The organism is Streptomyces sp. CA-294286 (genome assembly GCF_050947155.1).
Lineage (GTDB): Bacteria > Actinomycetota > Actinomycetes > Streptomycetales > Streptomycetaceae > Streptomyces.
Window position 1 is genome coordinate 6,111,064 of record NZ_CP192005.1, and the last position, 21,166, is coordinate 6,132,229.

The following is a 21,166-nucleotide window of genomic DNA, read 5'->3' on the forward strand; positions in this document are numbered from 1 at the left end:
AGTCTCCCGGGTTCAGGCGGATGGGGGGTGCCCTCGGCATTCAGCGAAGCGGTCTGCATCGCGCTTGGGCGTTGGGACGTGGCGACCGAGTCAGGGCCGCCTGGTGCGGCGCGGCGAGGCGACGCGGGGAGTCAAGAGCGGCTGGGGCTGGTTCCTGACGGTGCTGCGTGATGCGCCCGGGGGCCGGGTGACTCGTACCGCAGCAGGTGGTGTCCGGGCGGCTTCCAGGTGGACGAGCTTCTCGACCAGGGTTTCCAGGACCGGGGCAGGGGCGGATTGCGAGAGCTGGATGGACCAACCGGTCTGGTCGCGACCATCCTTGCCGGACACCGACCAGACAAGGTTCTCGCCGTCCGCGTAAAAGGCGGCGATGTGGTCGAACCGCACTTCGGTGGTGCTTCCGCCTGGGGCGTGCCATCGGGCGCCCCGGCCGTCCTGGGCAAGCTGCCACCCGGCCTCGACGAGCAGAGTGCTGGCCTGTGCTGCGGACTCCCTGGGGTCGGCGGAGGCGAATCTGGTCGTCGAGTTGGGCAGGTGGATATCGCAGAGGTGGTCCGCGAGGCCGTCGAGCAGGTCCAGAACGAGGTCTGCCGGGGTGTCGGCGCTGAGGGTGGCGTACCAGGTGCGGGGGCCGACGGGGGACTCGTATCCGGCGATGGTCCAGGCGGTCGTGCCGCTGGTGGCTTCGTGGGTGAACTCGATACGGGCGGTGAGGCTTTCGTGGTTGGCGATGGTGACCTCGTCCGGTCCCGTTCGGTACTTCTCCCAGTCGCGGTGCTCGTCGAAGAAGACGGCCAGAGCGGCTTCGTGTGGCGCCGGCTGTTCAGGGAGCAGGGGTGCATTCGCCGGCAGGGGGCCTGCAGTGCGGATGCTCGTGTGGGCCAGGGCGTCGAGAATCCGCTGTTCACTGGTGGTGGGCATCGCGGGCCCGGGCCGGGCTGCATCTGCGTACTGGAGGCGGAAGTCCAGCAGGGCTTCGTCCTCGCTCTCGAACACTAGGGTCTCGTGGCGTGCTTGGTCCTGGCCGTGGAGGTGGACACCGCTTCCGTCGCTGTAGACGCCGACCGCGACGCGGGTGTGTCCGTCGAGGGCATGTCCGAGGATGACCAGGCGCCGGTCGTAGATGTCCTCCAGGATCATCTGTGCGGCGGTGCCCGTCTCGCGGATCTCGGCTGTACTCAGCCAGGTTTTGTCCAGGTCGATCGGGACCCACCCTGCATTGATTTCCTTCTGGAGAGCGGGCGAGATGAGGACAGAAGCGGACCGGTTGCGGAGCTCGATGGTGGCCTGGTGGGCGTAGTAGGGCTCTTCGTGATCGATGCGCGAGAGGAGCATCGTCTGCCCGGCGGCGTGTCGGAATCCGTGTTTGGCCAGGATGGCAGCCACGGCGGCGTCGGTCATTTCTGGGTTCGGGGTGGTGGCACCTTTGTAGTGGGCGACAACGGTGCCGGGGAGCGTGCTGTGGAGGTCGAGGCGTACCTCGCTGATGGTGGGGCCGAGCATGAGATCCGTTCGGAGAGGTGTGCGCGCTAGCGGAGGGCACGCGGGGATGGAGGGGGCCGACTGGGGCGTGCGGGTTCTGGGACGGTCCTTGCGGACCGTGCGAGCGGTGGACGGCGGGCACGCTGCCAGCGGCCGTGTATCGCCTGCACCTCGGCCAGTGCCCGGCGCGTGCCGGAGATCAACTGTCCTGGTGTGGTGGCGGGGTCGTCCGTGTAGGCGCCGATCCGGTGTGCCGCGGTGCGGGCAGTTGCCAGCAACGCCTGCTGGAGGACGTGCTCGGCCCAGTACTCCGGCGAGCCGACCGGGTTGCGGAGGAGGTCGAGGAGGTCCTTGGAGGACAACTCGTCGCCGAGTAGACCGTTTTGCTGTGCTTCCCACACCGCGGTGATCGGGTCGATTGTGTCGCCGCGACGGCTCAAGGAGACGAGGCGCGCGTACAGCTGGCCGTGCAGGGGGTGGGCGAAGTCGGCCGGGTGCAGCCACCCGAGCCCGCGCAGGGACTGGGGGTGGTGTACCGCCCCGGCCAACAGGGCGCGTTCGTCGTCGAGTGCTTCAGGGCTGATGTCCTTCGGCGGATCAGTGACATTCGTCCCGGGGGGAGATCCTTGTTGCGGTCCGAACTGTGACGTCAGTTCGGTCAGATGGTCGGTGAGCAGGCTGCAGCGTCTGATCACTTGCGTGACGGGTGAGGGGTGCTCGGGGTCGGAGGCGGCGCGGGTGAGCTGTTCAGCGTGCGTGCGCAGACTGCGGCGGACGTGCCCGGCCCGCACGATCTGCGCGTACGCGGGTGCGTGCCGGGGCTCGGGGCACTCCTCGACCATCATGTGCAGGTGGCTGGGAGTGATGCCGCGGATGTGTTCGGAGGCGTCTGCGAGCACCGCGTTGATCCACACCGGTTCCCGGGCGTGCAGGACGGCAGCCGGCGGGATGAGCCTGCGGATCGCGGCGAACAGGGCGCGGTGCGCGTGGTGGGCGAAGTGCTCGGGGGTGAGCGTGTCCGACCGGTCCAGGGCGGCGGGATCGAGGAGCAGGGCGCCGAGCAAGGCCCGCTCGGCATGATGCCCCGCATCTGGTTCCGGCGCTGTGGGGTCGTAGTCCGAGGCGTTCGCGTCCGGCGCCGTCATGCTGCCAGCTCGAAGTCACGCGCAGTGAAGGGCACTTGGAGGTGCGGCGCCAGCAGGTGGCCTGCGAGACGGGGAGGGACAGCGTTTCCTATCTGTCCGAAGACGGCGCCCTTGCCGCCCTGCCACGGGTAGTCGGCGGGGAAGGACTGAAGGATGCCCGCCTCGATGGCCGTGATCTTGATGGGCTCCGGCTGTATCGATTCCGACGCGCCGGCCTTGTCCGGGAGGGGCTCCCACGTGCACTCGTTGGCTCGGTTACCGAAGAACAGGGTGCCCGCGGGCTCTGAGAGGGGCCGGACGGTGGCGTTGGACTGGTTGTTGCTGCGCAACGCCCACTTCCACCGGTGGGATTCGCCCGTGAAGGTCGGCGCGGGGGCACCGCTGGGCCGGTTCTCCCTGGCCCCGTGCCGCCGAGTCCAACCGCTGCCCTCGCGACGGGACGCGAGCACGATGTCCGTGCTGGGAGCGCGCTGTTGCCAAGTCCCTCGGTCGCGGGCATCGGCGAGAGCTTTGCGCGAGCCTGATGGCCAGGGTTCAGGGCCGCCGCCGGGTCCGCCGCCGGCGCAGACGGTCGGCACGGGGCGGTCGGTGGCTCCCCAGCCGAGCGCCTCGGCCATAGAGCGCCACGGTCGGCGGCCCGGCCCGAACAGTGACTCCGGCTGGCCGACGCGGGCGTGGGTCGGCTCGGGCGGCGCGGCCGTACGGACTCGGGAGGCCAGGAAGATCGCACGGCGGCGGGTCTGTGGTACTCCGAAGTCGGCCGCGTTGAGAATTCCGGTCCAGGTCGAGTATCCCCAGCCGCGCAGCACGGCGGCGTACTGGAGCCACAACGGCAACACGTCCGGCACTTCCTCCATCGCCACCCACTCCGGCCCCCCGTGTTCGTGCAGGGCGTGGAGGTAGCGCATCGGCTCGGCGGCCAGCAACGAGCGTTCGTCCCGGCACGCGGCGAGGAGCGCGGCCCGGGTGTCCCGGCCGACGGCCAGGTCCGCGACCGCCTGGTGCACCAACGGCTGGTCCAGCAACCCCAGTTGTTTACCCGCCCTGCTCCATGCCTGACAGGGCGGCGAGGCGATCAGCCCCGTAACCCGGCCTGCGAGCTGTCGCGTGGGGAACTTCGCCACATCGGTGCGGATCGTTGCCTGGCCCGCGGCCGCGCGAGTGCGGCAGGCCCAGGCATCCCATTCAAGTCCGACATCGCGTGCGCCGAGCACGCTCAGTGCGTGCGACCAGCCACCCGGGCCAGCAAACAGATCCAGTATCAAGAGACGAGGCCGAAGTCGTCCTGCGCTGGCCCTTCACCGCGGCAGGCCCAGGGGGAGCAGCCGTCGGTGATGCCGTACTCCAGCTCGTCCGCGTTGGTCTCGTCGGGCAGTTGTGACTGGAGGGCGGCCCGCTCGGCGGCTGTGACGTGATCGATCGGCGCCTCGCTGAGCGGGACCCGAGAGCGGTGCAAGAACGCCTCGCCCAGCAGGGGATTGCCGGTTTTGTTGGCGCGCGCGTTTCCCTTGCGGATGGCGGCATCGAATGCGACCACGTCCTGCCATTCGCTCGGGCTCGCGTCGCGAATGTGTCGCCACTGCGCGTTTCCATGGAATGGGCACCCGAGGCAGCTTGACTTCGGAGTGTCAGCCATTCCGAGGGAGGTCAGATACTTGATGCAGTCGGCCCGTGACCAGTCCATATCTGTAATCAGTGGGTGCCGGTTGCGCATGTACTTGACGTCCGAGTCTTTCGCCCGATGGAATTCATCGGTGGAAATGCCGATCCACTGCTCGACCCAGACGGCCTTCGGGATGCGTGCCGGGTAGGGATATCCGAGAAGATCGCGGATCGCCTTCTTAATGGGCTTAACCTTATATTCACCCGTGCATTGGCGCCTGGTCATCCCCGGTTTGCCGTCCTTGTTGAGGATGTAGAGTGGCATGGAGGCGAAACGGTGTTCAGGGTCGAGTGCATCATCCCTGATATTTCCGGTGGAGACGCGGAGTACGGGAATGCCGGCTGGTGCGGCGATTACTTTTTCCAGGCGGTCCAGGTGGTCATAAACAGCCTGGGGTTCCCAGCCGGTGTCGGCGAAGATGGCGTAATCAACTTTGGGGAGAATGCCTTTTGCGGAGAGAGTGAGCATGGCGCTGGACTGGATACCGGCACCGAGAGAGATGGCGCGGAACTGTGAGGGGATGGGAGGTCCTTGCGGTGTGCGGGAGGATATGAAATGGCGAATTACGGCGGGGAGACCCAGAGCAGGGCGGGTGAAGTCCCTGCCGGGCCCGTGCGCAGATCAGCGGCGGTGGCCGACGGCACGCGTTGGCCTACCGGGTTCGTACCGCCGTAGCCGGTCGAGGACCGGGCGGTGGGGGTGGATGCGTGGGCGCGCGCGAAAGCGTCGAGCTGCTGCTGGGATACGGGCAGGGTTCGTCCTCCGGGCTGTGGTCATGTCGGGCTGCGCTGGTCACCGGGCGCGAGGCGGGCGCTGTGATGCCGTGGGGTACGGGTGCGGGCCGGCCGGTCTCTGCGGCCATGAACCCAGGGGGCCTGAAGGCAAGACCCCCTCGGCGTATCGAGGAGGCTCGGGTGTCGCGCTGGTGAGAGGGTGCAGCACCGTAACGCTCGCCCCCGCGGTGGTGAGTGCTTGGTATGCGTGGAGCACGGTTTCTCCTGGGGCCGGCGAGTCGGCGGCAAGGAGGTAGCCGCGTTCGTTGAGGGCGTGGTTGGTGGAGCTGACGCGAAACCCGCCGTCGGTGAGGATCTTGTCGACGAGCTCCGGGTTGCGGGTCTGGGCGGAGATCCCGGCGCGGGACTGCCAGAGGGTGACGTCGGGTGCGGAGGTGCCTGGGCGCTGAGGGGTGGTGACCAGGTAGGCCACGTTCTCGGTGAAGCTCAGCAGTGCGCGATGAGTCCGGTCGGCGGCCCGCCACTGCTCGGTGAGGGGAAGGCCAGGGAGGATGAACGTGGTGGGTCCTGGGCCGGGGTTCAGCACGAACCCGCCGTCCCTGAGTACGGCCAGGACTGCCGTGTTGTCGGTGTGGAGACTGGCGAAGACGGTGCCGTCGGCGGCTGAGCCGAAGAGCACGTCGTAGTTGTGGAACAAGGAGCTTCCAGAGGTCGAGGGGCGGGGATGCCAGGGGGTCCAGGCGTCGTGTCCGAGCGGCTAGCGCCTGACGGGTGGGCGCGGGTGCTTCTGGACGGCGTGGCGGGACTGCGGGGGCTTGGGCGCCGAACGCGGTGTGGCGGTTGTCCGGCGCACAGGAGTGACGCGTGCGGTGCTCACCTCCCGCAGTGCCAGGGGGACTTCGGGCAGGAAGCGCTCGACCGGGACGGGGCCGGCCAGATTGGTGAAGAACCGTCCGACCAGTGACTCGGGGACGGAGCCGGAGAATGCCGCAGCCCAGCGGGTGTCGGCGTGATCGGGCACCGCGTGCTCGAAGGCCCAGGGAGCTTCGGCTCCTGGGTTGTGCTGAACGGTGCAGTGACCGTCGCGCGAAGCGATGCGGATGCCTTCCTCCCCGGGTGACCTCTGCCAGCCGTACTGCTCGGCGAGGTCCGCGAGGCTGGTATCGGTAAGGCGTCCGTACAGCTCGACACTCCGAAGGTCCCCGTTGAGTTGGGGAAGTGCGCGCAGGACGGCGGCGACGGCCTCGATGGGGGTGTGCCGGGTGAAGGTGGCGCTCCAGCGCGGGTCGTGGTGAGTGACAGCCCAGCAGCGTTCGTCGGCACGGTTCGGGTCGAATCCGATGACCATCGAGCGGTCGGGACTGGACAGGGTGAAGGTGTGCGCGGTGCGGTCCCGTTTGATGGGCCAGCCGAATCGGCGGACGAGGGGCTGGATCACCTCGTCCAGCCGGGCCAGGCCCCCACCGGCCAGGTAGCGTGGCGAGACCCACACACGGTCAGTGGTGGCGGGTGGGTTCACCGGCGCGCACCGCTGCCGAAGACCGACGGCGGAACCCGCGCAACCGCCGGGGCGAGCGGGCTCCGGCCGGGCTGTGCGGCAGGCACCGTGCGGTGCAGGGCCGGGATTCCGAAGCGCGTTTCGACGACGGAACCGGTGCTGTGCAGATGAGCTGCTGCCATGACGGACGCGCTCAGCTTGTCCGCCTCGCTCATGCGGGCGGGCAGCACGTGGGACCACGCCGATGTGCCGAGCGCCGGAGCGAAGCCGTAGAGCTCCAACGTCTCTGCGTCCGCCTCGGTGCGGGCGGTGGCGGTGACGTTTCCCGTCGACAGGTCCAGTCGGACGTCAGGTTCCAGAGGCAGGACGCCGGGGTTGTGGGGCCTGGGGACGTTCATGGCCACGATGTCCGGCGTCCAACGGAGCAGGTCGGCATATGCAGCCTCGAGGCACTCCATCGCGTGGAACTGGCCGAGGGCCGAGTCGTCGGCGGGCAGCTGGTACAGCGTGCGGCCTTCGTGCTCGTACGGAACGAAATTGTGTGCAACGAGGATCGGGTGGGCGGTGCGGGCGAAGCCGGGCGCGCAGGTGGCGAACGAGGCGAGGCCGTCGTCAGTAGTGCCGAGGGTGACGTCGGCGAGGTCGAGCAGGGACAGAAGAGCTCCAACGGATTCAGCAGGCGGCTACCGGGCGCGGCCTGTACTGGGTGGATGGTCAGTGCAGAGGGCGTGACGATCTCTCGATGCCGGGCCCGGCTCCATGCTCGCGGCGGGAGCGATCCAGGGCGGCGAGCGCTGTACGCGACTGCTGCACGGTGCCAGTCAGCCCGGGAGTGCGGCGTCCGGCCGGAGCGATGCTCGTCAGGCTGGTGAAGAAGCGGACGACGAGCGGGGTGGGGGTTCCTGCTGTGAAGCGGGCTTCCCAGTCGGGTGTCCTGCCGGTGTGAGAGTGCTGGAACGCCCACTTGGTGTGGATGCCGATCGCCCGGGGAGAGTGCCGCAGCGAGCAGTGCCCGTCTGGCGAAGTGAACGCGATGCCGTCCTTGGTACGTGAGGTAGCCCACTGAGTGTGGGCGGCGACCTCGGCGAGACCTGCCGTGGGGAGGACGCCGATGGTCTCGGCGAAGCGGCGGTCGTCCACCAGCTGGGGAAGTGAGAAGACGAGGTGACCGATCAGCTCGACGGGGGTGCCCCGGCTGAACTGCACGAACCAGTGCGGGATCTGACGCTCCACCTCCCACTGCATGTGCTGTGGCCGTCGCATGTTCAGGCTGACAGCGAGGGAACTTCCCGGGCTGACGACAGCCAGACGGTCTTCCCTCTGGTACGGCGTCCATCCGAAGTGGGTGACCAGCGGGCTGAGTACCTCACGGGCCCGCGGCACGTGTTCGTCAACGAGGTCGCGGGGCGCGGCCGGTGTGCGGCCTTGCGGTGTGAACGTCATCGGTGGCCTCGCCGTGGCGAGAGGTGCAGCGGAGCCGACGGGGTACTCGGGGACGCGGGGAGCTGCTGTCCGAGGAGAGCTGAGCGGGCTGCTGTGAGCGACTGGCCCGCGTCGGTGAGGTGAACCCGCAGTTTGCTGTCCTGGTCGAGCGCGTCGAGCTGTTGCTGCATCGTGTCCTGGTGACCGGTGGTGAGGGTGATGAGAGGGACGAGGGCTTCGGTGTAGTAGGCGACGGCTCGCCCGAGATGGGCAGCTGTTTCGCCGAGCGTCTCGATGGGCGGGAGGCCGGCGATGTTCGGGGCGAGCTGGTACTCGGCTTCGACAGCCATCCGGGCAGTGAGGTGGCAGAGGAGCCCGATGTGCCGGGTGGCGTGGAAGAGCCCAGTGTTGCTGGCTGTGACGGGGTAATCGCGGATGTCGGCGAGTACGGCGTCGAGGGCCTGGAGCGGGGTGATGACTTCGAGGTCGGTGGGTTCGTAGTGGTGCAGCGGGTGTCCAGATGTGAGGTTCAGGGGCGGGCTTCCCAGAGGAAGCGGGCGGTGTGGTCGTTGCCGTGGCCGGGCCGCGGGCGGGATGCGGCGTGCCAACCCCGCCGGGGCGGCCGGGCGGCGATCAGGCGCCAGCCCGCCCCGCGCAGGGATGCTCCGCTCTCGCCCGCCTGCGTGTAGGTGATCAGGCGCCGGTATCCGAGGGCTTTCGCTGCCCGCCAGGCAGCCCCGTACAGAAGGGAGTTGGCATTGCGCACGCCGTCGGTGGCGGTCCGGGTGACTTCGAGAGTGGTGCCGTCGTCGAGGTGGCGGGCCACCGGGCGGCCGACGACGGCCACGGCCCGCAGGGTGCCGGCGTCGTCCGCGGCGCCGACAGCGAAGATCTGGCCGACGGGCGGCGGGTGGTGGCGGTGCCAGGTACGGACGAATTCCTTTGCCTCGCGGGACCGGACCGGCACCAGGTGCAGGCGGCTGTTGCTCATGCGGCCTTCTTGAAGTCGGCGCGTGTGGGCGTCGACTTGCTGAGGGCCCGCGCGGTGATCGCCTTCGAGGCGCGGGCGGACGCGGCGGACAGTTCGGCGGCGCCGGGCTCCAGGTACCAGGGGCGCAGGTCGAGCATCGCGACGCGCATGCCGGTGGCGTAGAGCAGGGCGGAACCCTTGGGCAGGGCGCGGATCGCGTCGGCGGGCAGGATGCGCTCCTGGCGCATGGAGACGCTGGTCGACTTCCCGGAGTCGGAGTGCGACGTCGAAGTGGTCTCCACATCGTGATCGCCGATGAGGCGGGAGAGTTTGTCCGCGAAGTCGGGGTCGTCGATACCGGAACCGATCACCTTGATGGTGCTCGCGGACCAGAGCGCGTCCATCCCCGCATCGCCCCAGACCTTCTGCCCCTGACGGTAACTCTGCAGGATGGTGATGGGGATGATCCCGCGCGATCCCAGGTGGGAGTACAGATCCGGCAGGTCACTGATCTTGCACACGTTCGCGGCCTCGTCGAGGATCGCCAGCATCGGCGGGTCCAGGCGCCCGCCGGAACGTTCCGCCTCGACGGTCGCGGCGCGCATCACGGCATCGGCGCACGCGGCGATCAGCGCACTGGCTCCGCCTCCGCCGTCCTTCGACAGGAGGTACAAGGTGTCGGTCGAGCAGACGAATTCCTCGGGCTTGAACTCCGGTACGTCGTCCTGCGGGGTGACCCAGCGGGCGATCTCGGTGTTCAGCAGCGCGGCGGCGTACTGCCTCGCGGTCTCGTAGATGCCGTCGCGCGTCTCGGGCGGGCCTTCGACGGTGCCTTTCAGCTGGGCTGCGACTCCGGCGAAACCGTGATCGCGCAGGATGTCCAGCGGTGCACGGTTGGCGGGGTAGGCGAGCCATCCCATGACGTCGGTGATCGGCCGGTTGTCGTTCGCGGCGGCCAGCATCAACTGGCTGAGTACGTTGGAGGCGGCCTTGCTCCAGAAGTCGTTCGCCTGCGAGGCGTCCACCGAGGCGGCGAGGAAGTGGCCGGCGAGGCGGCCTGACCCTTCCAGGGTTTTCGCACTGGCCAGGGGGTCCCACCACATGCGGCGGTCGGCGTGGGCGATCTGCTGCGGGTCCATCGACCAGGTCCGCCCCACCTTCGCCCGTGCTTCGATCGTGCTGGTGTACGCATCGTTCGCGGCCTTGTTGGAGGTGAGCAGGACCGGACCGGGGGCATTGAGGATCGCGGGGATGGCCAAGGTGGTCGTCTTGCCGGATCTCGGGGCCATCACCGCGACGGCTACGTCCTCGTAGCCCATGCGGACCTCGTGCTTTGTCTGTTGAACGTTGCCCAGGAGCACTCCGGTGTCCTGGGGGGCGATGGTCTTGGCGTCCTTGAGGCTCGGTCGCAGGCTGCGTGCCTTCTCGGTGATCTGCCCGGCGAGCAGGGGCTGGATGTCCCTCGGCTTCGCCATGCCGTTAATGCGCTTTTTCTTGCCGCCGCCGGCTTGCTGGTGCCGCGACCAGAGCAGGGCGCCGAGTCCGGCCAGGACGAGGAAGAGGGTGATGGGCACGGTGCGTGCCCCGATCAGGAGGGCGGTGCTTCCGAGGGCGGGCCACAGCCGGTCGGGATGCAGGAGCGCTTCGGTCGGCGCGTACGGGGCGAAGGGGGTTCCGGTGAGCCAGGCGGTGGTGTTGCCTGTGAGCCAGGTGAGGTGAGCCAGCGGAACGGCGACGGCGGCAAGTCCGAGAAGGACTTTGAACGCGAAGTCGTACCCGTCGCTGGAATTGGCGGAGTTGGGCAATCGGGCCGGGTCCAGGGGGTGTGAGGGGGGAGTCGTCAGCGCAAGCGGCGGGGGGCCGGGCGGGAGCGGAGGGGGCTGGCTGCGGGCTGCTGGGTGGTCAGCGACGCGATCCGGCGCTGCAGAGCGGAGGTGGCTTCGGCAGGTCGGATGGTGCGGTCATCGGCGTACCGACGGAGCCCGGGATGCGGGAGCAGGCGGGAGCCCTGGGGCGGCGTACGGAGGCGCTGCGGTGCGGAGTTGGCCGAGGCGTTGGACGGCCTCACCGAGGTCTTCACTGCGGGCGAGGAGGTCCTCGGCGGCGTCGCCGAATGTCCGGTGCACCTCTGGGCGGGCGCCGTGGCGTTGCGTGTAGTGAGCAGTGCTGTCGAGCAGTGCCGAGAGCCGGGAGAGCAGGCCGACGTCCGGGTCGAAGACCTGGGCGAGCAGGACGGTGGCGCGCTCTGGCAGGACGCCGTCCTCCAGTTCACGGATGACGCCACCGACGGTCTCGGTGGCAGCACGGATGGCGTGTGGATCAACAGGGGAGGACAAGGAACTCCAGAGGGGAGGGCGGTGGTGCGTGCGTCGCGGTCAGCGGGCGCGCCGAGCTACAGGCGCAGGAGTTCGGCATCGTGCTCACCTGCCCCGGCCAGCGGCCGGTCCCCCGCGAGGTGGTGTGAGGGGCCGGGCCCCAGCAGTTCGGGCCGCCCGCCCCACAGCGCGCGCTTGCGTCTCGCGCTTTCGGCGAGCGACTAAGAGCTCCTCGCTCTGCGGACCGTTGTGGATCTGGGTGACGAGCGAGCTGGCCGGCACTTCGTACCGGGGCCGTTGCACCGGTTCGGGACTGGCGAGCGCCCCGGCGAACCCGGCGAGGAGGTAGAGCGGGGTGTTCACACTGAAGTAAGCCCGCCACAGGGAGCGATAACCGCCGCCCCCGGTAGGCACCCTCGCTTCGGCATCCCAGATCACGCTGCCGTCGTCGGGGAAGTCGAGGAGATCGAAGTCGTCCACCCGGCAGCACATGTGCATGATGCCGTCCGGATGCACGCCGGTACGTTCATCCCCCTCTCTGTTCTCGGCGAACGTCCAGCCCGCCTCGACGAAGGGCGCCCACACGGAATCGGGCTCCGGAGGTTCGGCTGGTTTCGGGCGGATGAGGGCGTCGGTGTAACCGGCTATGACCTCCACGGGCGTCGCTCCGCTGAAAGAGACGTGCCAGTGGTCGTTGCCGGGCAGCTGCGACTAGATGCGCCACCAGGCGCTGGAATCGTTGGCCTCAGGGTCCAGTACGAGGGCATGGTGCTCGTCCGGACTGGCCAGGACGACGTGGGGGAAGTCGGGTTCGGAGTAGTTGCGCCAGCCCGCGGCCCGCAGTGGTCGGGTGATGTACCGGGGGTCGCCCATGCCAGCGGCGTGACGCGGGCTGGTGGCGTACTGGTACCGCATGTGGTTGGCCTTGCTGACGATGTACGGGACGTGACGCGAGCTCACCGGCGCTGCCCCCCGGCGCCCGCCGAGGCGTACGCCCGCGGGGGCTGGGCGTACGCGGGGTCGCGTCGGACCCAGGGGTTGCGGGCCCAGGCGGCGGCACGGGCGCTTGCGAGGCGTGCCTGCTGGAAGCGGCTGAGTTCGGAGGGGAGTACGGAGACCGACCGGGTGCGGATGCGGTCGGTGGCCGGTACCGCGCCGCGCGGGCGCATCAGGGGGTAGGGGGCGGCGAGCGAGGCCGTGAAGTTCTGGACGAGGTGCATAGGGGTGTGCTGGCTGAAGATCACGTCCCATGCCTGGCCGTGCTCGGTGCGGGCCGCGGCCCACCAGTGAGCGGTGTTCGGGCCGCTCTGGTGGTACTGGACCATGGCGGTCTGGTCGGGGCTGGTGGCGGTGAAGTGCTTGCCCTGGGCGGTCGACCAGTTCTGGGCTTCGAGGGGCTCCCACACGTTGGGGGCGTGGGCGGTCCGCGTCTGCGGCTGGGCGAGCGTGTCGGTGAGGCCGGCGATGATCTCGACGGGGACCTGGGTGGTCAGGGTGGCGTGCCAGGCGGGCTGCGTCTTGGTTGCCCGCGCCGAGACAGTCCACCCGGCCGGGTTGGCGTTCGGATCGAAGCCCAGGCGGATGTTGCGGTCGGGGCTGGTGAGGATAAGGGGGCCGCCGGACTTCGAGCGGTTCTTCCAGCCGAGGATGCGCAGGTATTCGGTGAGGTAGCGCACGTCCCCGGTGCCCGCGAGGTGCCGGGGCTCGATGAGGTAGTGCTGCTGGGGCTGTTCGTTGGCGTCCCAGCCGCGGGCCTTGCGCTTCATTCGGGCCTCCCCGGGGCGGGGGCCGGGTGCGCGGGCAGCAGGCGGCGGTGTTCGTCGAGGGTGCCGAAGGGGCCGGTGGCCAGCGGGTTGGTGCGTGTGGCGCCGCCTGCGGTGCAGGCGCGGAGGTAGCGTCGGAAGAGGGCGACGGCCAGACGCGGAGTGCGCGAGGCGGAGATCTCGGGCAGAGCGGGGTGCTGCGGGTTGCTGATGGTGGTCACCTCAAGGGAGGGCGGGGAGGAAGCTGTCGGATGGTGCGGCTGTGGGTGCGGGCGTAGTCAGCGGCGGCGCGCCGTCGGGATTGCGGTACGGGCGGGAGGCGTGGCCGGCTTGAATTCCGGCAGGGCCGTCTCCGGCGGGTGGCGCATGCTCAAACCGATGCCGTGCTGGTTCAGCTGCGCGCCCAGCTTCTGGACGAGGCGGGCCTGGGAGGCGGGGTCGGTGTCCGACCGGAGGTATGCGCGTTCGTCGGTGTTGTAGTGGAACCCGTTGGCGTTCAGCACGTTCATGGCGCGGGCGCTTGCGGCGCGGGCGGCGAGCGCGCCGTCCGCGTACCACGTCAAGGTCACTTCGTCGGGTGCCTGGCCTGCGTGTGCTCGGCGCACTTGGGCGAGGGCTGCCTGGTAGCGCAGGAGCAGGTCTTGGGCGACGGCGTCCGCGGCCGTGGGCGCGTCGTCGGGCACGGCGATTCCGTCCGGGGCGTCGACGTTGGTGAACGCGTCCACGCCGAACACCTCGGGGGCGTAGGCGCCGATGAGGAACTGGTCCGGGTGCCGGGGGCGGCGGATGAGGTACAGCCGGGTGCCAGCGGCCTCCTGGATGAGGACGGCGCCGTCCTCCAGGACGAGGTCGGCCATGGCGGCACTGAGGTGGTTGGTATCCCACAGCCCGACTGCGTACGGGAACTGGTCCTCGTACTGGGTGTACCGGGTGTATTCGGCTCGCCAAGGCGGTCCAGGAAGGAGCGGGGCGAGTTCCTGCGCGAAGGTCTCTAGGTCACGGCCGGGGGTGGTCATCTGGGTTTCTCCTGGGCGAGGTCAGAGGCACGCGGTTCGGGGGGTGACGCGCCGGTGGCGGCCCCGGCGGGGTGCCCAGCCGGGAACAGCGAGCGAGCGGTGGGCGATGAGGAGGACGGAGACGGTGGCGAGAGCCCCGGCGGCGGGGAGGGTGGCGGCGTAGAAGGGCTGGTCGGCGGCGGCTCCCGCCACTGCGGTGCCGGCGGCTTGTCCGACGCCGACCGCGGCGATCAGCCACGCACATGCCTCGGTGAGCGTTCCGGTGGGCGCGAGCGCGTCCACGAGGAGGAAGGCGGAGGTGATGGTGGCCGTGAGGAACAGGCCCGGCAGCACGGGCAGGAGCATGGCGGGCAGTGGTCCCTCGGCCAGCCCCAGCGGCAGCCATGCCACGGCGAACGCGGTGGCGGCGCAGGTGAGCTGGGCGGCCAGCGAGCCGGGCCAGGCGCGGCGGCCGTAGAGGGCACCGCCGAGGAGGCTGCCGACCGACAAGGCGGCCGGAATGACCCCGGTCAGCATGTTCAGGTCGTAGGCGGCGGCTTGGGAGACGGCCCAGACATTCAGGGCGCCGAGCGCGAACCCGGTGCCGGCCAGGGCGAGAAAGAGACGGCGCAGGCCCCGGTGGCGCAGCGGGCCGAGCATTCCGTTCGTACCGGTACCGGGTGCAGGTCTCCACTGTCGCGAGGGCCGCGCGGTCACGACGAGGGCGGCGCCCAGGAGCCCCAGGCCCGCGCTGACGACGAGCGTCACGGTCGGGCCGACAGTGGCGCACAGGACGGCGGCGAGCGGCGGACCAGCCACGAAAATCGACCCTTGGGAGCCGGTATCCAGGGCGAGTGCGGCACGCTGCTGCACCGGGTCGGGCAGCACTACCGGCCACAGTGCTCTTAGCCCTGCTTCGAGCGGCGGGGTGCTCAGTCCCGCGAGCACCACCAGTCCTGCGGCGTACGCCGGGTGCGCGGCGAAGCCGAGCAGAGGGAGCAGGAGCAGACAGGCCGTCGTTGTGAGGACGGCCAGGGCAGTGACGAGGGTCTGGCCGCGCCGGTCGACGAGGCGTCCCAGCAACGGCTGTCCCAACGCGGAGGCGAGTCCGTAGAGCGCGCACAACAACCCGCCCACGGCGAGCGATCCGCCCTGCCCGGACACCAACAGCATGAGAGCGACGGGCACCATGCCGGTGGGCAGCCGCCCCACCAGAGTGCCGATCAGTAGGCGGGCGACGTGCCGCTGCGCCAGGACGGGACGGGCAGGAGCCGAGCGTGGGACCGGCGGGGTGGTCGACAAGGCGAAGGCGCTTTCGTGATCGAGGCGATAACCCGGTGTCGACTACCGGCCTTCGGATGCGCTCCGGGCGGATGCCGTACGACGGGGGGACCGAGAGAGGGGCTTGCGCTGGGGGCTGGTCGTGACGTTTTTGCAGAGCGGCCGGGCGGTGGCCGTCCTCAACGGCGGCGCGGGGGAGCTGCAACCGGAGGCGGCTTGGCGGGCAGGGGGCAGTAACGGCTCACCGATGCTTCGCGCTCGTCCTCTGCGACGGGAGCGCACGGAGTCCGGAGCGGGTGGGCCATGTGGCGGTCGGCGAAGTCGTTGCGGTAGCCGACGAGCTCCCGCTCCACCCGCTCGATGTACTCGCCGAGATAGCGAAGCCGGTTGGCATGGTGGGGGTCGGCATCCTGGCCGAGGCCGGTGAGGAACTCTGCTGCTTCGGTGAGGACTTTGACGACCGCAGGCAGTACGCCGTCACCCGGAGCGACGAGTTCGGTCAGAGCTGCGGTGACGTCCTCGCTGTGCTCGGCAGTGCGTATGTCCCGCGCGAGAGCAGCAACTTGCGCACCCAGCGGAAGATCGTGCAGCTCCCGGCCCGTGGGGGCGAGGGCTTCCTCGTGTGCGACGTGATAGCCGAGGCCGATCAGCAGCGCCACCGCTTGAGAGGCACGTCGCACCTCCTCCTCCACCTCCAGGCCATGGGGTAGGCGGTGAAACCGCTCGTGGGCCCGGGTGACGAGGATGAAGCCCTTGCGCTGGAGAAGGGCCTCGGCTCCGACGTCGCCGCCCCGGGCCAGTACCTCCTCCGAATGCGGGTCACGGCGGATGTCGATCTGGCGGTCGTACAGGGAAACGGGTCACTCCGTTCATCGGCTGCGCCGCCCGCCGGCGGGAGCCGCCGGGGAGGGGGGCAGGGTGGCGGCCGTCTGTCGCAGCGCAGGGGGGCCAATAGGGGCTGAGGCTGATGGTGCGAGCGTGGAAGCGATCTCGGCGACGTCCTCGGTCAGGCGGTACAGGCGCCGTGCAACCCAGTCCAGCCGCCGGGCGGAATCGTCGGCAAGAGGGCTGAGTTGATCCGTGGCGAGGGAAGCGTGCTCGACGATCCGGCGTACCTGGGGCAGCAGACCGACGTCTTCCTTGGTGAGCTGCGTCAAGAGCGATGTCAGTTGGGCGGATGCCGGGGGAAGGGGCCGGGCGGCGGACCGCAGCAAAGACCCCGTCTGCACAGGGATGAGATGCAGGTCCCGTTCCAGGCGGCGGGCCTCGGCGGACAGGCGTTTCACGACGTTGGCCGGCGGGTCGTGCCAGGTGCCGTCGAGCCGGTTCAGGTTGGCGATCAGGTCGAGACGCTGGGTCTGGCCCTGGACTGCGATCCACGGGCAGCCCCGGTCGTCCCCGGGAACCTCAATGCCCGCGGCGCGGGCGAGACGAAGGGCGGCCTCGGCCCACTCGGGGCGGGTCAGCGCCCGGTCGTCGGGATGGAGCCGGACTTCAACATGGAGGATCGCCCCCCGGTCATCCTTCGGGCTGGCCGCGAACGGATGCTGCAGCTGGGGGTCTACGAGATGCCCGGCCCACTCGGCGGACGTCCAGAGCGTCTGCTCGTCGTCCTCGGTGAAGAGGTCGAGGCCCGGCCAGTGGGCGACGACGGTGTGTTCCGTCAGGCCCTCGTCCGTCGATACCGGGCGGCCCAGGGCCTTGCTGAGCGGGGCGCGCGGGGCGTGGGTGCGTGAGTGAAGGCGCGGTATCACTTGTTGTTCCGGGTGTCGTCGACGTGGACGAGCTGGTCGAGGGCGGTCAAGCTGTACCAGCCGCAGTCGATCTGCTGGTCCCCGGTGAGGGGCGGTAGCAGCAGGTCCTCCAGGGCGCGCAGGTAGATCGTGCAGTCCGCGCATCTGCGGGGGGTGTGCACGAGGTAGCGGGGGTGCGCGGTGATGTAGGTGTGCCGGCCGCCGTCCGGGTTGCGCAACCGCCAGCCGTCCTCGTCGGTGGGGGTGTGCCAGGACGGGGTCACCACCGTCATCTGGTCGCCGTACAGCTCTCCGCCGACGACGCCCTTGATGATGACGACCGTGTCGCGGGGCTTGAAGTGCTCGTGGGTGATGCGGCGGGCGGGGGTGACGGTGTCCGCGGGGATGTACTGCGGACGTGAGCGGGGCGAGATTTCGGGCACGGCGGGACCTTCCACGAACGGGTGCGCGGGACGTTGGGGGGATTACTTCAATCCTCCGGAGAATCCCTGCTTTCCGAAATCAGGAATTCCGCGCTATAAAGCGTTCGCTCAACGGAAGGGGTTCTCGTTCCCGAGGTCGTTGACCGTCGCCGCATCGAGGAGTTCGGGCAGGTCAGTACCTGTTGCCTCCCGCTGGTCGATCCACCATCCGGCCCGCAGGACGGTGCGGATCTTCTCCTCGGTCAGAGCCCAGTCACCGTCGTTCCAGGTCCCCTCGACGACAAGGGAGGTGTACGCCGCGACCACCAAAGCGTGGCGGCACCGCTCACCCCACGGGACCGCCCGTGAGGACCCTTCGAGTGGCGGCATGTCGTACTGGGCAGCCCAGTCGGCAGCGGCCTGCTGCTCTTCGGCTCGTTTGGCGGCCAGCCACTCCTGCGTGGGCACCGTGGTGCGCTCGCGGGAGGCCCGCCAGCAGTCGGTGCAGTCCTGAGTGGCGAGCCAGCGGGCAAAGGAAGCCCGCTTGTCGGCCGGGCGGCTCGAAAGATCACGCTCGTCGGCGTGCCCACATGCATGGTCGATAGACCAGACAGTCTGAATTGCCACGTAATTGTTCCTGCTTTCTGTTTTCTGTGTTGTCTCAGCGTGTCCTGCGGATGGCGTCTGTGGCCGCCGTGGCGATGGCGGCGGGAGCGCTGGAGGGGTGGGGAAGGTGCAGCAAGGTGGTCCCCGGCAAGTGGCGGGACTTTGTGGTGAGGGTGAGCTGGAGTACGGCGCAGCCGGCGATCGTGAGCTGTTTGACGCGGGTGACGGCTTGAGCAGTTTCGTCGCTGCCGTACTGAGCGTCGGTGACGATCACAAGGAGGCGGCCGGCGCCGGGGCGGCTGAGTTCGAGGCCGTGGTCGAGTGCGTCGATGGCGTCGCCGAGGTTGTGATGGCCGCCGTTGGCATTGAACGTTGTCACGCGCTCTGGTGCTCGGTGGGTGGGCCGGACCAATGCGGTCAGGTGCTGGTCGTAGGCGATGGTGGCGGTACGGGAGTCGGGGTCGGTCAGGGCTGCCGCGCGTGCCACGATCCAGGCAGCGGAGGCGACGGGTGCGCAGGCGGCACGCATGGAGCCGGAGACGTCGACGGCGATGCCCACGCGCAGTGGTGGGGTGGGGGAGTTTTGGCGGCGGGTGTGGGTGAACGGTTCTGCGGTGGGGACCGACCCGGCCGCGCGCTGAGCGTCGCGGGCGAGGGCTGCGCGCATGTTGAGGCGGCCGGGCGGGGTGGGGCTGGTGGTCCGTTCCTCGGTCCGCTCGCGGTAGGCGGCGGCCCGCAGGGCGCGGCTCAGACGGGCGGCGGCACTCTGCTCGGCGGCGGTGGGTCGGCGGCTGCCGGTGACCGGGTTTCCTTTGGGCGCCGGTTTGCCGTCGGGGGTGACGGTGGTGCCACGGGTGTTGAAGACCGACTTGGCGGTGGCGGCGGCTTTGCGTCGCTGGCCGGCCCGCTGGGCGCGAGCCTGTGCCTGTGCCGTGGACTGCGCGGCCACGGCGGTGGCGGCTGCGGCCTGCGCGGCGAGGTCGGCGGCGTCGGTGGCTGCCGTGCTGTCCATGACGACTCCCACGGCGCCGGACAGCAGATCGGCGAGGTTCTCCGGCACGGGCCGGGCGGGGGCCGCGGCGTCCAGAGCGTCGCACCACTCTTGACCGTGCGCGAGCATGGTCGTGGCGTCGTGGTCGGCGCACTGGTGGGCTGCGGTCCAGATCCGGGTGAGGGTGGCCAGCAGGTCTGCACCCAGCACCTTTTCGCACAGATCGGCGACGGCCCGGGTCTCGCCGGCGTCCAGGATGCCGGCGTCCCGGCGGCCGAGGATCAGGGCCGCCACGCCGGCGGCGTGTTCGATGCCCTTGAGGGTGGGGTGGGCGATGTCGGGCATGACCAGGGTTCGGGCACTGGTGCGCAGGTACGTGCGGTCCGTGGGCCGCGTGATCAGATGTGCGCCTTCGACACGGCTCTCCTCCAGCAGGAGCGCGGCCTCGACGACACGGGGGTTTGCTCCGGCAGGCTCCGTCCAGACGGAGTGGGCCGCGTGCGCGGCCTCGTGGACGAACACGCCCCAGGCGGCGGGATACCGCTCCTCGTCGCCCAGGATCCGCGGATGGATCTCGTGGGGCCTGAGCGGGGCGAACAGGCCGGTGTCGAACTCGACTTCGCCCAGAGCGGGGTAGTACGCGGCGGGTGCGCCGCTGCGGGTGCCGGGGCGGCAGGTGACCAGGAGGTCCTGGCGGCCGGAGAGGGCGACCAGCCGGTCGCCGAGTTCGGCGCCTACGCGCAGCCAGGCGGCAGGGCAGGAACGGGGTTGCGCGGGCGGGGCGCCGTCGTCGTCCCAGCGCGCGAGGTCGGCGTCGTCTGGTGTGGTGGCGGGGTGCTGGACGTGGTGGTGGGTGCTCATCGCGGGCGGCCCCGGTGCGCGGAGAGGGTGCTGCCCGGGGGCTGCCGGGCGGCTGCGGCGGGGAGCTGCTTGCCGAGGGTGAGGGGCTCGATCTTCTTGACGCCGACAGTCTTGATGACGGCGGCGGCGACGGCGTCGCGATCCTCCACAGGAGCGATGCCGACGAGGTTCGCGAGCGCGGCGTTGGTGCCGAGAACGGCCTCGGTCTTCTGGTAGCTGAGTAGTTCCCGCAGCTGGGGTGCCCAGCCCAGCTCGCCGAGTTCGACTTGACGGGCGAGGTGTCGGGCGGCCCGGACCACCCGGGCATCGATCCTCAGCGCCACGGCGAGGTCATAGTCCGTGCCGACCTGGATCTGCACGCTGAACCGGGACGCAAGCGCCTCCGTCAACACCGCCCCGTGGACGCCGGGATTATGCCCCGCCACCACGTAGAAGCCCGGCCCGGCCTTGATGATCTCGCCCTTGTGGGCCTTGACCTGGATCTGCCTGCGCCCGTCCATCGCGGGATACAGCGCCGCCAGGACCTTCGGCGAGATCAAGGTGGCGTCGTCGATCAGCAAGGCACGGCCCTCAGTCATCGCGGTGACCAGCGGACCGTACTGGAAGACGTAGCCTCCGCTGTCGGCCTGCGTGTACTCGCCGATCAAGTCGCCGACCGTGGTGTCGCCGTCACCGGCGACGGTGATCAGATCCGGGAACGCCGCCTCCACCAGCGACGTCTTGCCGGTGCCCGGAGGGCCGTAGAGCAGCACCGGCACATCGGCGTCGCGCAGGCGGTTCAGCGCCTCGATGTCGGGCAGATCGGCCAATTCCCGGGGGTGGTAGAGCTGGCCCCCCGCGCGGCGGATCGGGCCGGTCTGCTTCGGCGTGGCTGCTGCGGGAATGGTCGTGCGGGCCCTGGCCGCCTGGGCGCGGGGAGAGTAGGTGCCCGGTGGGCTGATCACAGCGGCCTGCGCGGCTGCGGCGGTCTTCGCGTTCGCACGGAACTCAGGTTGCCCGGTCTCGCCCTGGTCGGCCTCGCCGCGTCGCACCAGGGTCAGGGCGGCATTGCGGACGGCACCGTGCGAGTGGCCCAGCTGCCGGGCCATGTCCCCGATGGTGAGCGTGTCCGCCGGCCGGTCGGCCAACAGCCGAGCCACCTTGGCCCGAAGTTCGCCGCCCTTGGTGCGCGCCGGACTGGTAGGCGTTCCGGGGGTGGTCACAACGAGCCCCCTTCAACAGGTGCAGGTGCGGGCGGGGTTGGCGAGACGCTGGAGGGGTCGGCCGCTCTCGGAGCGATCACGGA

At 69.9% G+C, this 21,166-nt stretch carries 24 protein-coding genes; all 24 read right to left on the reverse strand.

The window, feature by feature from the left end; all coding sequences use genetic code 11:
* Nucleotides 1–90: 90 nt before the first annotated feature.
* Nucleotides 91–1,503, reverse strand: a complete 1,413-nt coding sequence (locus ACQPZG_RS31580) for a DUF317 domain-containing protein (RefSeq protein WP_433549096.1) — start codon at nt 1,501–1,503, stop codon at nt 91–93.
* Nucleotides 1,504–1,529: 26 nt separating this feature from the next.
* Nucleotides 1,530–2,627, reverse strand: a complete 1,098-nt coding sequence (locus ACQPZG_RS31585; RefSeq protein WP_433549097.1) for a DnaB-like helicase N-terminal domain-containing protein — start codon at nt 2,625–2,627, stop codon at nt 1,530–1,532.
* Complete coding sequence (locus tag ACQPZG_RS31590; RefSeq protein ID WP_433549098.1) at nt 2,624–3,892, reverse strand: DNA cytosine methyltransferase; 1,269 nt, start codon at nt 3,890–3,892, stop codon at nt 2,624–2,626. The genes ACQPZG_RS31585 and ACQPZG_RS31590 overlap by 4 nt, the downstream gene beginning before the upstream one ends.
* The gene (locus ACQPZG_RS31595) at nt 3,889–4,758 is read right to left on the reverse strand and encodes a hypothetical protein (RefSeq protein WP_433549099.1); all 870 of its coding nucleotides are present in this window, start codon (nt 4,756–4,758) and stop codon (nt 3,889–3,891) included. The genes ACQPZG_RS31590 and ACQPZG_RS31595 overlap by 4 nt, the downstream gene beginning before the upstream one ends.
* Before the next feature lie 324 nt (nt 4,759–5,082).
* Nucleotides 5,083–5,721 (reverse strand): hypothetical protein, encoded by a 639-nt coding sequence (locus ACQPZG_RS31600; RefSeq protein ID WP_433549100.1) that lies wholly within the window; start codon nt 5,719–5,721, stop codon nt 5,083–5,085.
* Between the two features lie 60 nt (nt 5,722–5,781).
* Nucleotides 5,782–6,516 (reverse strand): DUF317 domain-containing protein, encoded by a 735-nt coding sequence (locus tag ACQPZG_RS31605; RefSeq protein ID WP_433549101.1) that lies wholly within the window; start codon nt 6,514–6,516, stop codon nt 5,782–5,784.
* Nucleotides 6,517–6,539: 23 nt separating this feature from the next.
* Nucleotides 6,540–6,920, reverse strand: coding sequence for a hypothetical protein (locus ACQPZG_RS31610; RefSeq protein ID WP_433549102.1), 381 nt, complete (start codon nt 6,918–6,920; stop codon nt 6,540–6,542).
* A 316-nt stretch (nt 6,921–7,236) separates the two neighbouring features.
* The gene (locus ACQPZG_RS31615; RefSeq protein ID WP_433549103.1) at nt 7,237–7,785 is read right to left on the reverse strand and encodes a DUF317 domain-containing protein; all 549 of its coding nucleotides are present in this window, start codon (nt 7,783–7,785) and stop codon (nt 7,237–7,239) included.
* Between the two features lie 176 nt (nt 7,786–7,961).
* Nucleotides 7,962–8,294 (reverse strand): hypothetical protein, encoded by a 333-nt coding sequence (locus tag ACQPZG_RS31620; protein WP_433549104.1) that lies wholly within the window; start codon nt 8,292–8,294, stop codon nt 7,962–7,964.
* A 179-nt stretch (nt 8,295–8,473) separates the two neighbouring features.
* Complete coding sequence (locus ACQPZG_RS31625) at nt 8,474–8,935, reverse strand: XF1762 family protein (protein ID WP_433549105.1); 462 nt, start codon at nt 8,933–8,935, stop codon at nt 8,474–8,476.
* On the reverse strand, nt 8,932–10,719 hold the full coding sequence (locus ACQPZG_RS31630; RefSeq protein WP_433549106.1) for a type IV secretory system conjugative DNA transfer family protein: 1,788 nt from the start codon (nt 10,717–10,719) through the stop codon (nt 8,932–8,934). The genes ACQPZG_RS31625 and ACQPZG_RS31630 overlap by 4 nt, the downstream gene beginning before the upstream one ends.
* Nucleotides 10,720–10,875: 156 nt before the next feature.
* On the reverse strand, nt 10,876–11,250 hold the full coding sequence (locus ACQPZG_RS31635; protein ID WP_433549107.1) for a hypothetical protein: 375 nt from the start codon (nt 11,248–11,250) through the stop codon (nt 10,876–10,878).
* Between the two features lie 84 nt (nt 11,251–11,334).
* Nucleotides 11,335–11,934 (reverse strand): DUF317 domain-containing protein, encoded by a 600-nt coding sequence (locus ACQPZG_RS31640; RefSeq protein WP_433549626.1) that lies wholly within the window; start codon nt 11,932–11,934, stop codon nt 11,335–11,337.
* Nucleotides 11,935–11,940: 6 nt separating this feature from the next.
* A complete protein-coding gene (locus tag ACQPZG_RS31645) occupies nt 11,941–12,189 on the reverse strand; it encodes a hypothetical protein (RefSeq protein ID WP_433549108.1) in 249 nt (82 codons plus the stop codon).
* The gene (locus ACQPZG_RS31650) at nt 12,186–12,995 is read right to left on the reverse strand and encodes a DUF317 domain-containing protein (RefSeq protein ID WP_433549109.1); all 810 of its coding nucleotides are present in this window, start codon (nt 12,993–12,995) and stop codon (nt 12,186–12,188) included. The genes ACQPZG_RS31645 and ACQPZG_RS31650 overlap by 4 nt, the downstream gene beginning before the upstream one ends.
* On the reverse strand, nt 12,992–13,213 hold the full coding sequence (locus tag ACQPZG_RS31655) for a hypothetical protein (RefSeq protein ID WP_433549110.1): 222 nt from the start codon (nt 13,211–13,213) through the stop codon (nt 12,992–12,994). Before ACQPZG_RS31655 ends, ACQPZG_RS31650 begins: the two co-directional genes overlap by 4 nt.
* 57 nt (nt 13,214–13,270) lie before the next feature.
* Nucleotides 13,271–14,008, reverse strand: coding sequence for a hypothetical protein (locus ACQPZG_RS31660; protein WP_433549111.1), 738 nt, complete (start codon nt 14,006–14,008; stop codon nt 13,271–13,273).
* Nucleotides 14,009–14,029: 21 nt separating this feature from the next.
* Complete coding sequence (locus ACQPZG_RS31665) at nt 14,030–15,289, reverse strand: MFS transporter (RefSeq protein ID WP_433549112.1); 1,260 nt, start codon at nt 15,287–15,289, stop codon at nt 14,030–14,032.
* A gap of 158 nt (nt 15,290–15,447) precedes the next feature.
* Nucleotides 15,448–15,948 (reverse strand): hypothetical protein, encoded by a 501-nt coding sequence (locus ACQPZG_RS31670; RefSeq protein WP_433549113.1) that lies wholly within the window; start codon nt 15,946–15,948, stop codon nt 15,448–15,450.
* 189 nt (nt 15,949–16,137) lie between these two features.
* Entirely contained in the window at nt 16,138–17,022 is an 885-nt protein-coding gene (locus ACQPZG_RS31675; RefSeq protein WP_433549114.1) for a relaxase/mobilization nuclease, read from the reverse strand.
* Nucleotides 17,019–17,444: a hypothetical protein gene (locus ACQPZG_RS31680; protein ID WP_433549115.1), complete on the reverse strand. Its 426-nt coding sequence runs from the start codon at nt 17,442–17,444 to the stop codon at nt 17,019–17,021. Before ACQPZG_RS31680 ends, ACQPZG_RS31675 begins: the two co-directional genes overlap by 4 nt.
* 108 nt (nt 17,445–17,552) lie before the next feature.
* Nucleotides 17,553–18,050, reverse strand: coding sequence for a hypothetical protein (locus ACQPZG_RS31685; protein WP_433549116.1), 498 nt, complete (start codon nt 18,048–18,050; stop codon nt 17,553–17,555).
* Between the two features lie 34 nt (nt 18,051–18,084).
* A complete protein-coding gene (locus ACQPZG_RS31690) occupies nt 18,085–19,881 on the reverse strand; it encodes a hypothetical protein (protein ID WP_433549117.1) in 1,797 nt (598 codons plus the stop codon).
* Nucleotides 19,878–21,020, reverse strand: a complete 1,143-nt coding sequence (locus ACQPZG_RS31695; RefSeq protein ID WP_433549627.1) for an AAA family ATPase — start codon at nt 21,018–21,020, stop codon at nt 19,878–19,880. The genes ACQPZG_RS31690 and ACQPZG_RS31695 overlap by 4 nt, the downstream gene beginning before the upstream one ends.
* Nucleotides 21,021–21,166: the final 146 nt, after the last annotated feature.

Bases quoted from the DNA above. Each gene is read 5' to 3' on its own strand.
- ACQPZG_RS31580 (WP_433549096.1), bottom strand. From the start codon at position 1,503: ATGCTCGGCCCCACCATCAGCGAGGTACGCCTCGACCTCCACAGCACG.
- ACQPZG_RS31585 (WP_433549097.1), bottom strand. From the start codon at position 2,627: ATGACGGCGCCGGACGCGAACGCCTCGGACTACGACCCCACAGCGCCG.
- ACQPZG_RS31595 (WP_433549099.1), bottom strand. From the start codon at position 4,758: ATGCTCACTCTCTCCGCAAAAGGCATTCTCCCCAAAGTTGATTACGCC.
- ACQPZG_RS31610 (WP_433549102.1), bottom strand. From the start codon at position 6,920: ATGAACGTCCCCAGGCCCCACAACCCCGGCGTCCTGCCTCTGGAACCT.
- ACQPZG_RS31615 (WP_433549103.1), bottom strand. From the start codon at position 7,785: ATGCGACGGCCACAGCACATGCAGTGGGAGGTGGAGCGTCAGATCCCG.
- ACQPZG_RS31620 (WP_433549104.1), bottom strand. From the start codon at position 8,294: ATGGCTGTCGAAGCCGAGTACCAGCTCGCCCCGAACATCGCCGGCCTC.
- ACQPZG_RS31625 (WP_433549105.1), bottom strand. From the start codon at position 8,935: ATGAGCAACAGCCGCCTGCACCTGGTGCCGGTCCGGTCCCGCGAGGCA.
- ACQPZG_RS31650 (WP_433549109.1), bottom strand. From the start codon at position 12,995: ATGAAGCGCAAGGCCCGCGGCTGGGACGCCAACGAACAGCCCCAGCAG.
- ACQPZG_RS31660 (WP_433549111.1), bottom strand. From the start codon at position 14,008: ATGACCACCCCCGGCCGTGACCTAGAGACCTTCGCGCAGGAACTCGCC.
- ACQPZG_RS31690 (WP_433549117.1), bottom strand. From the start codon at position 19,881: ATGAGCACCCACCACCACGTCCAGCACCCCGCCACCACACCAGACGAC.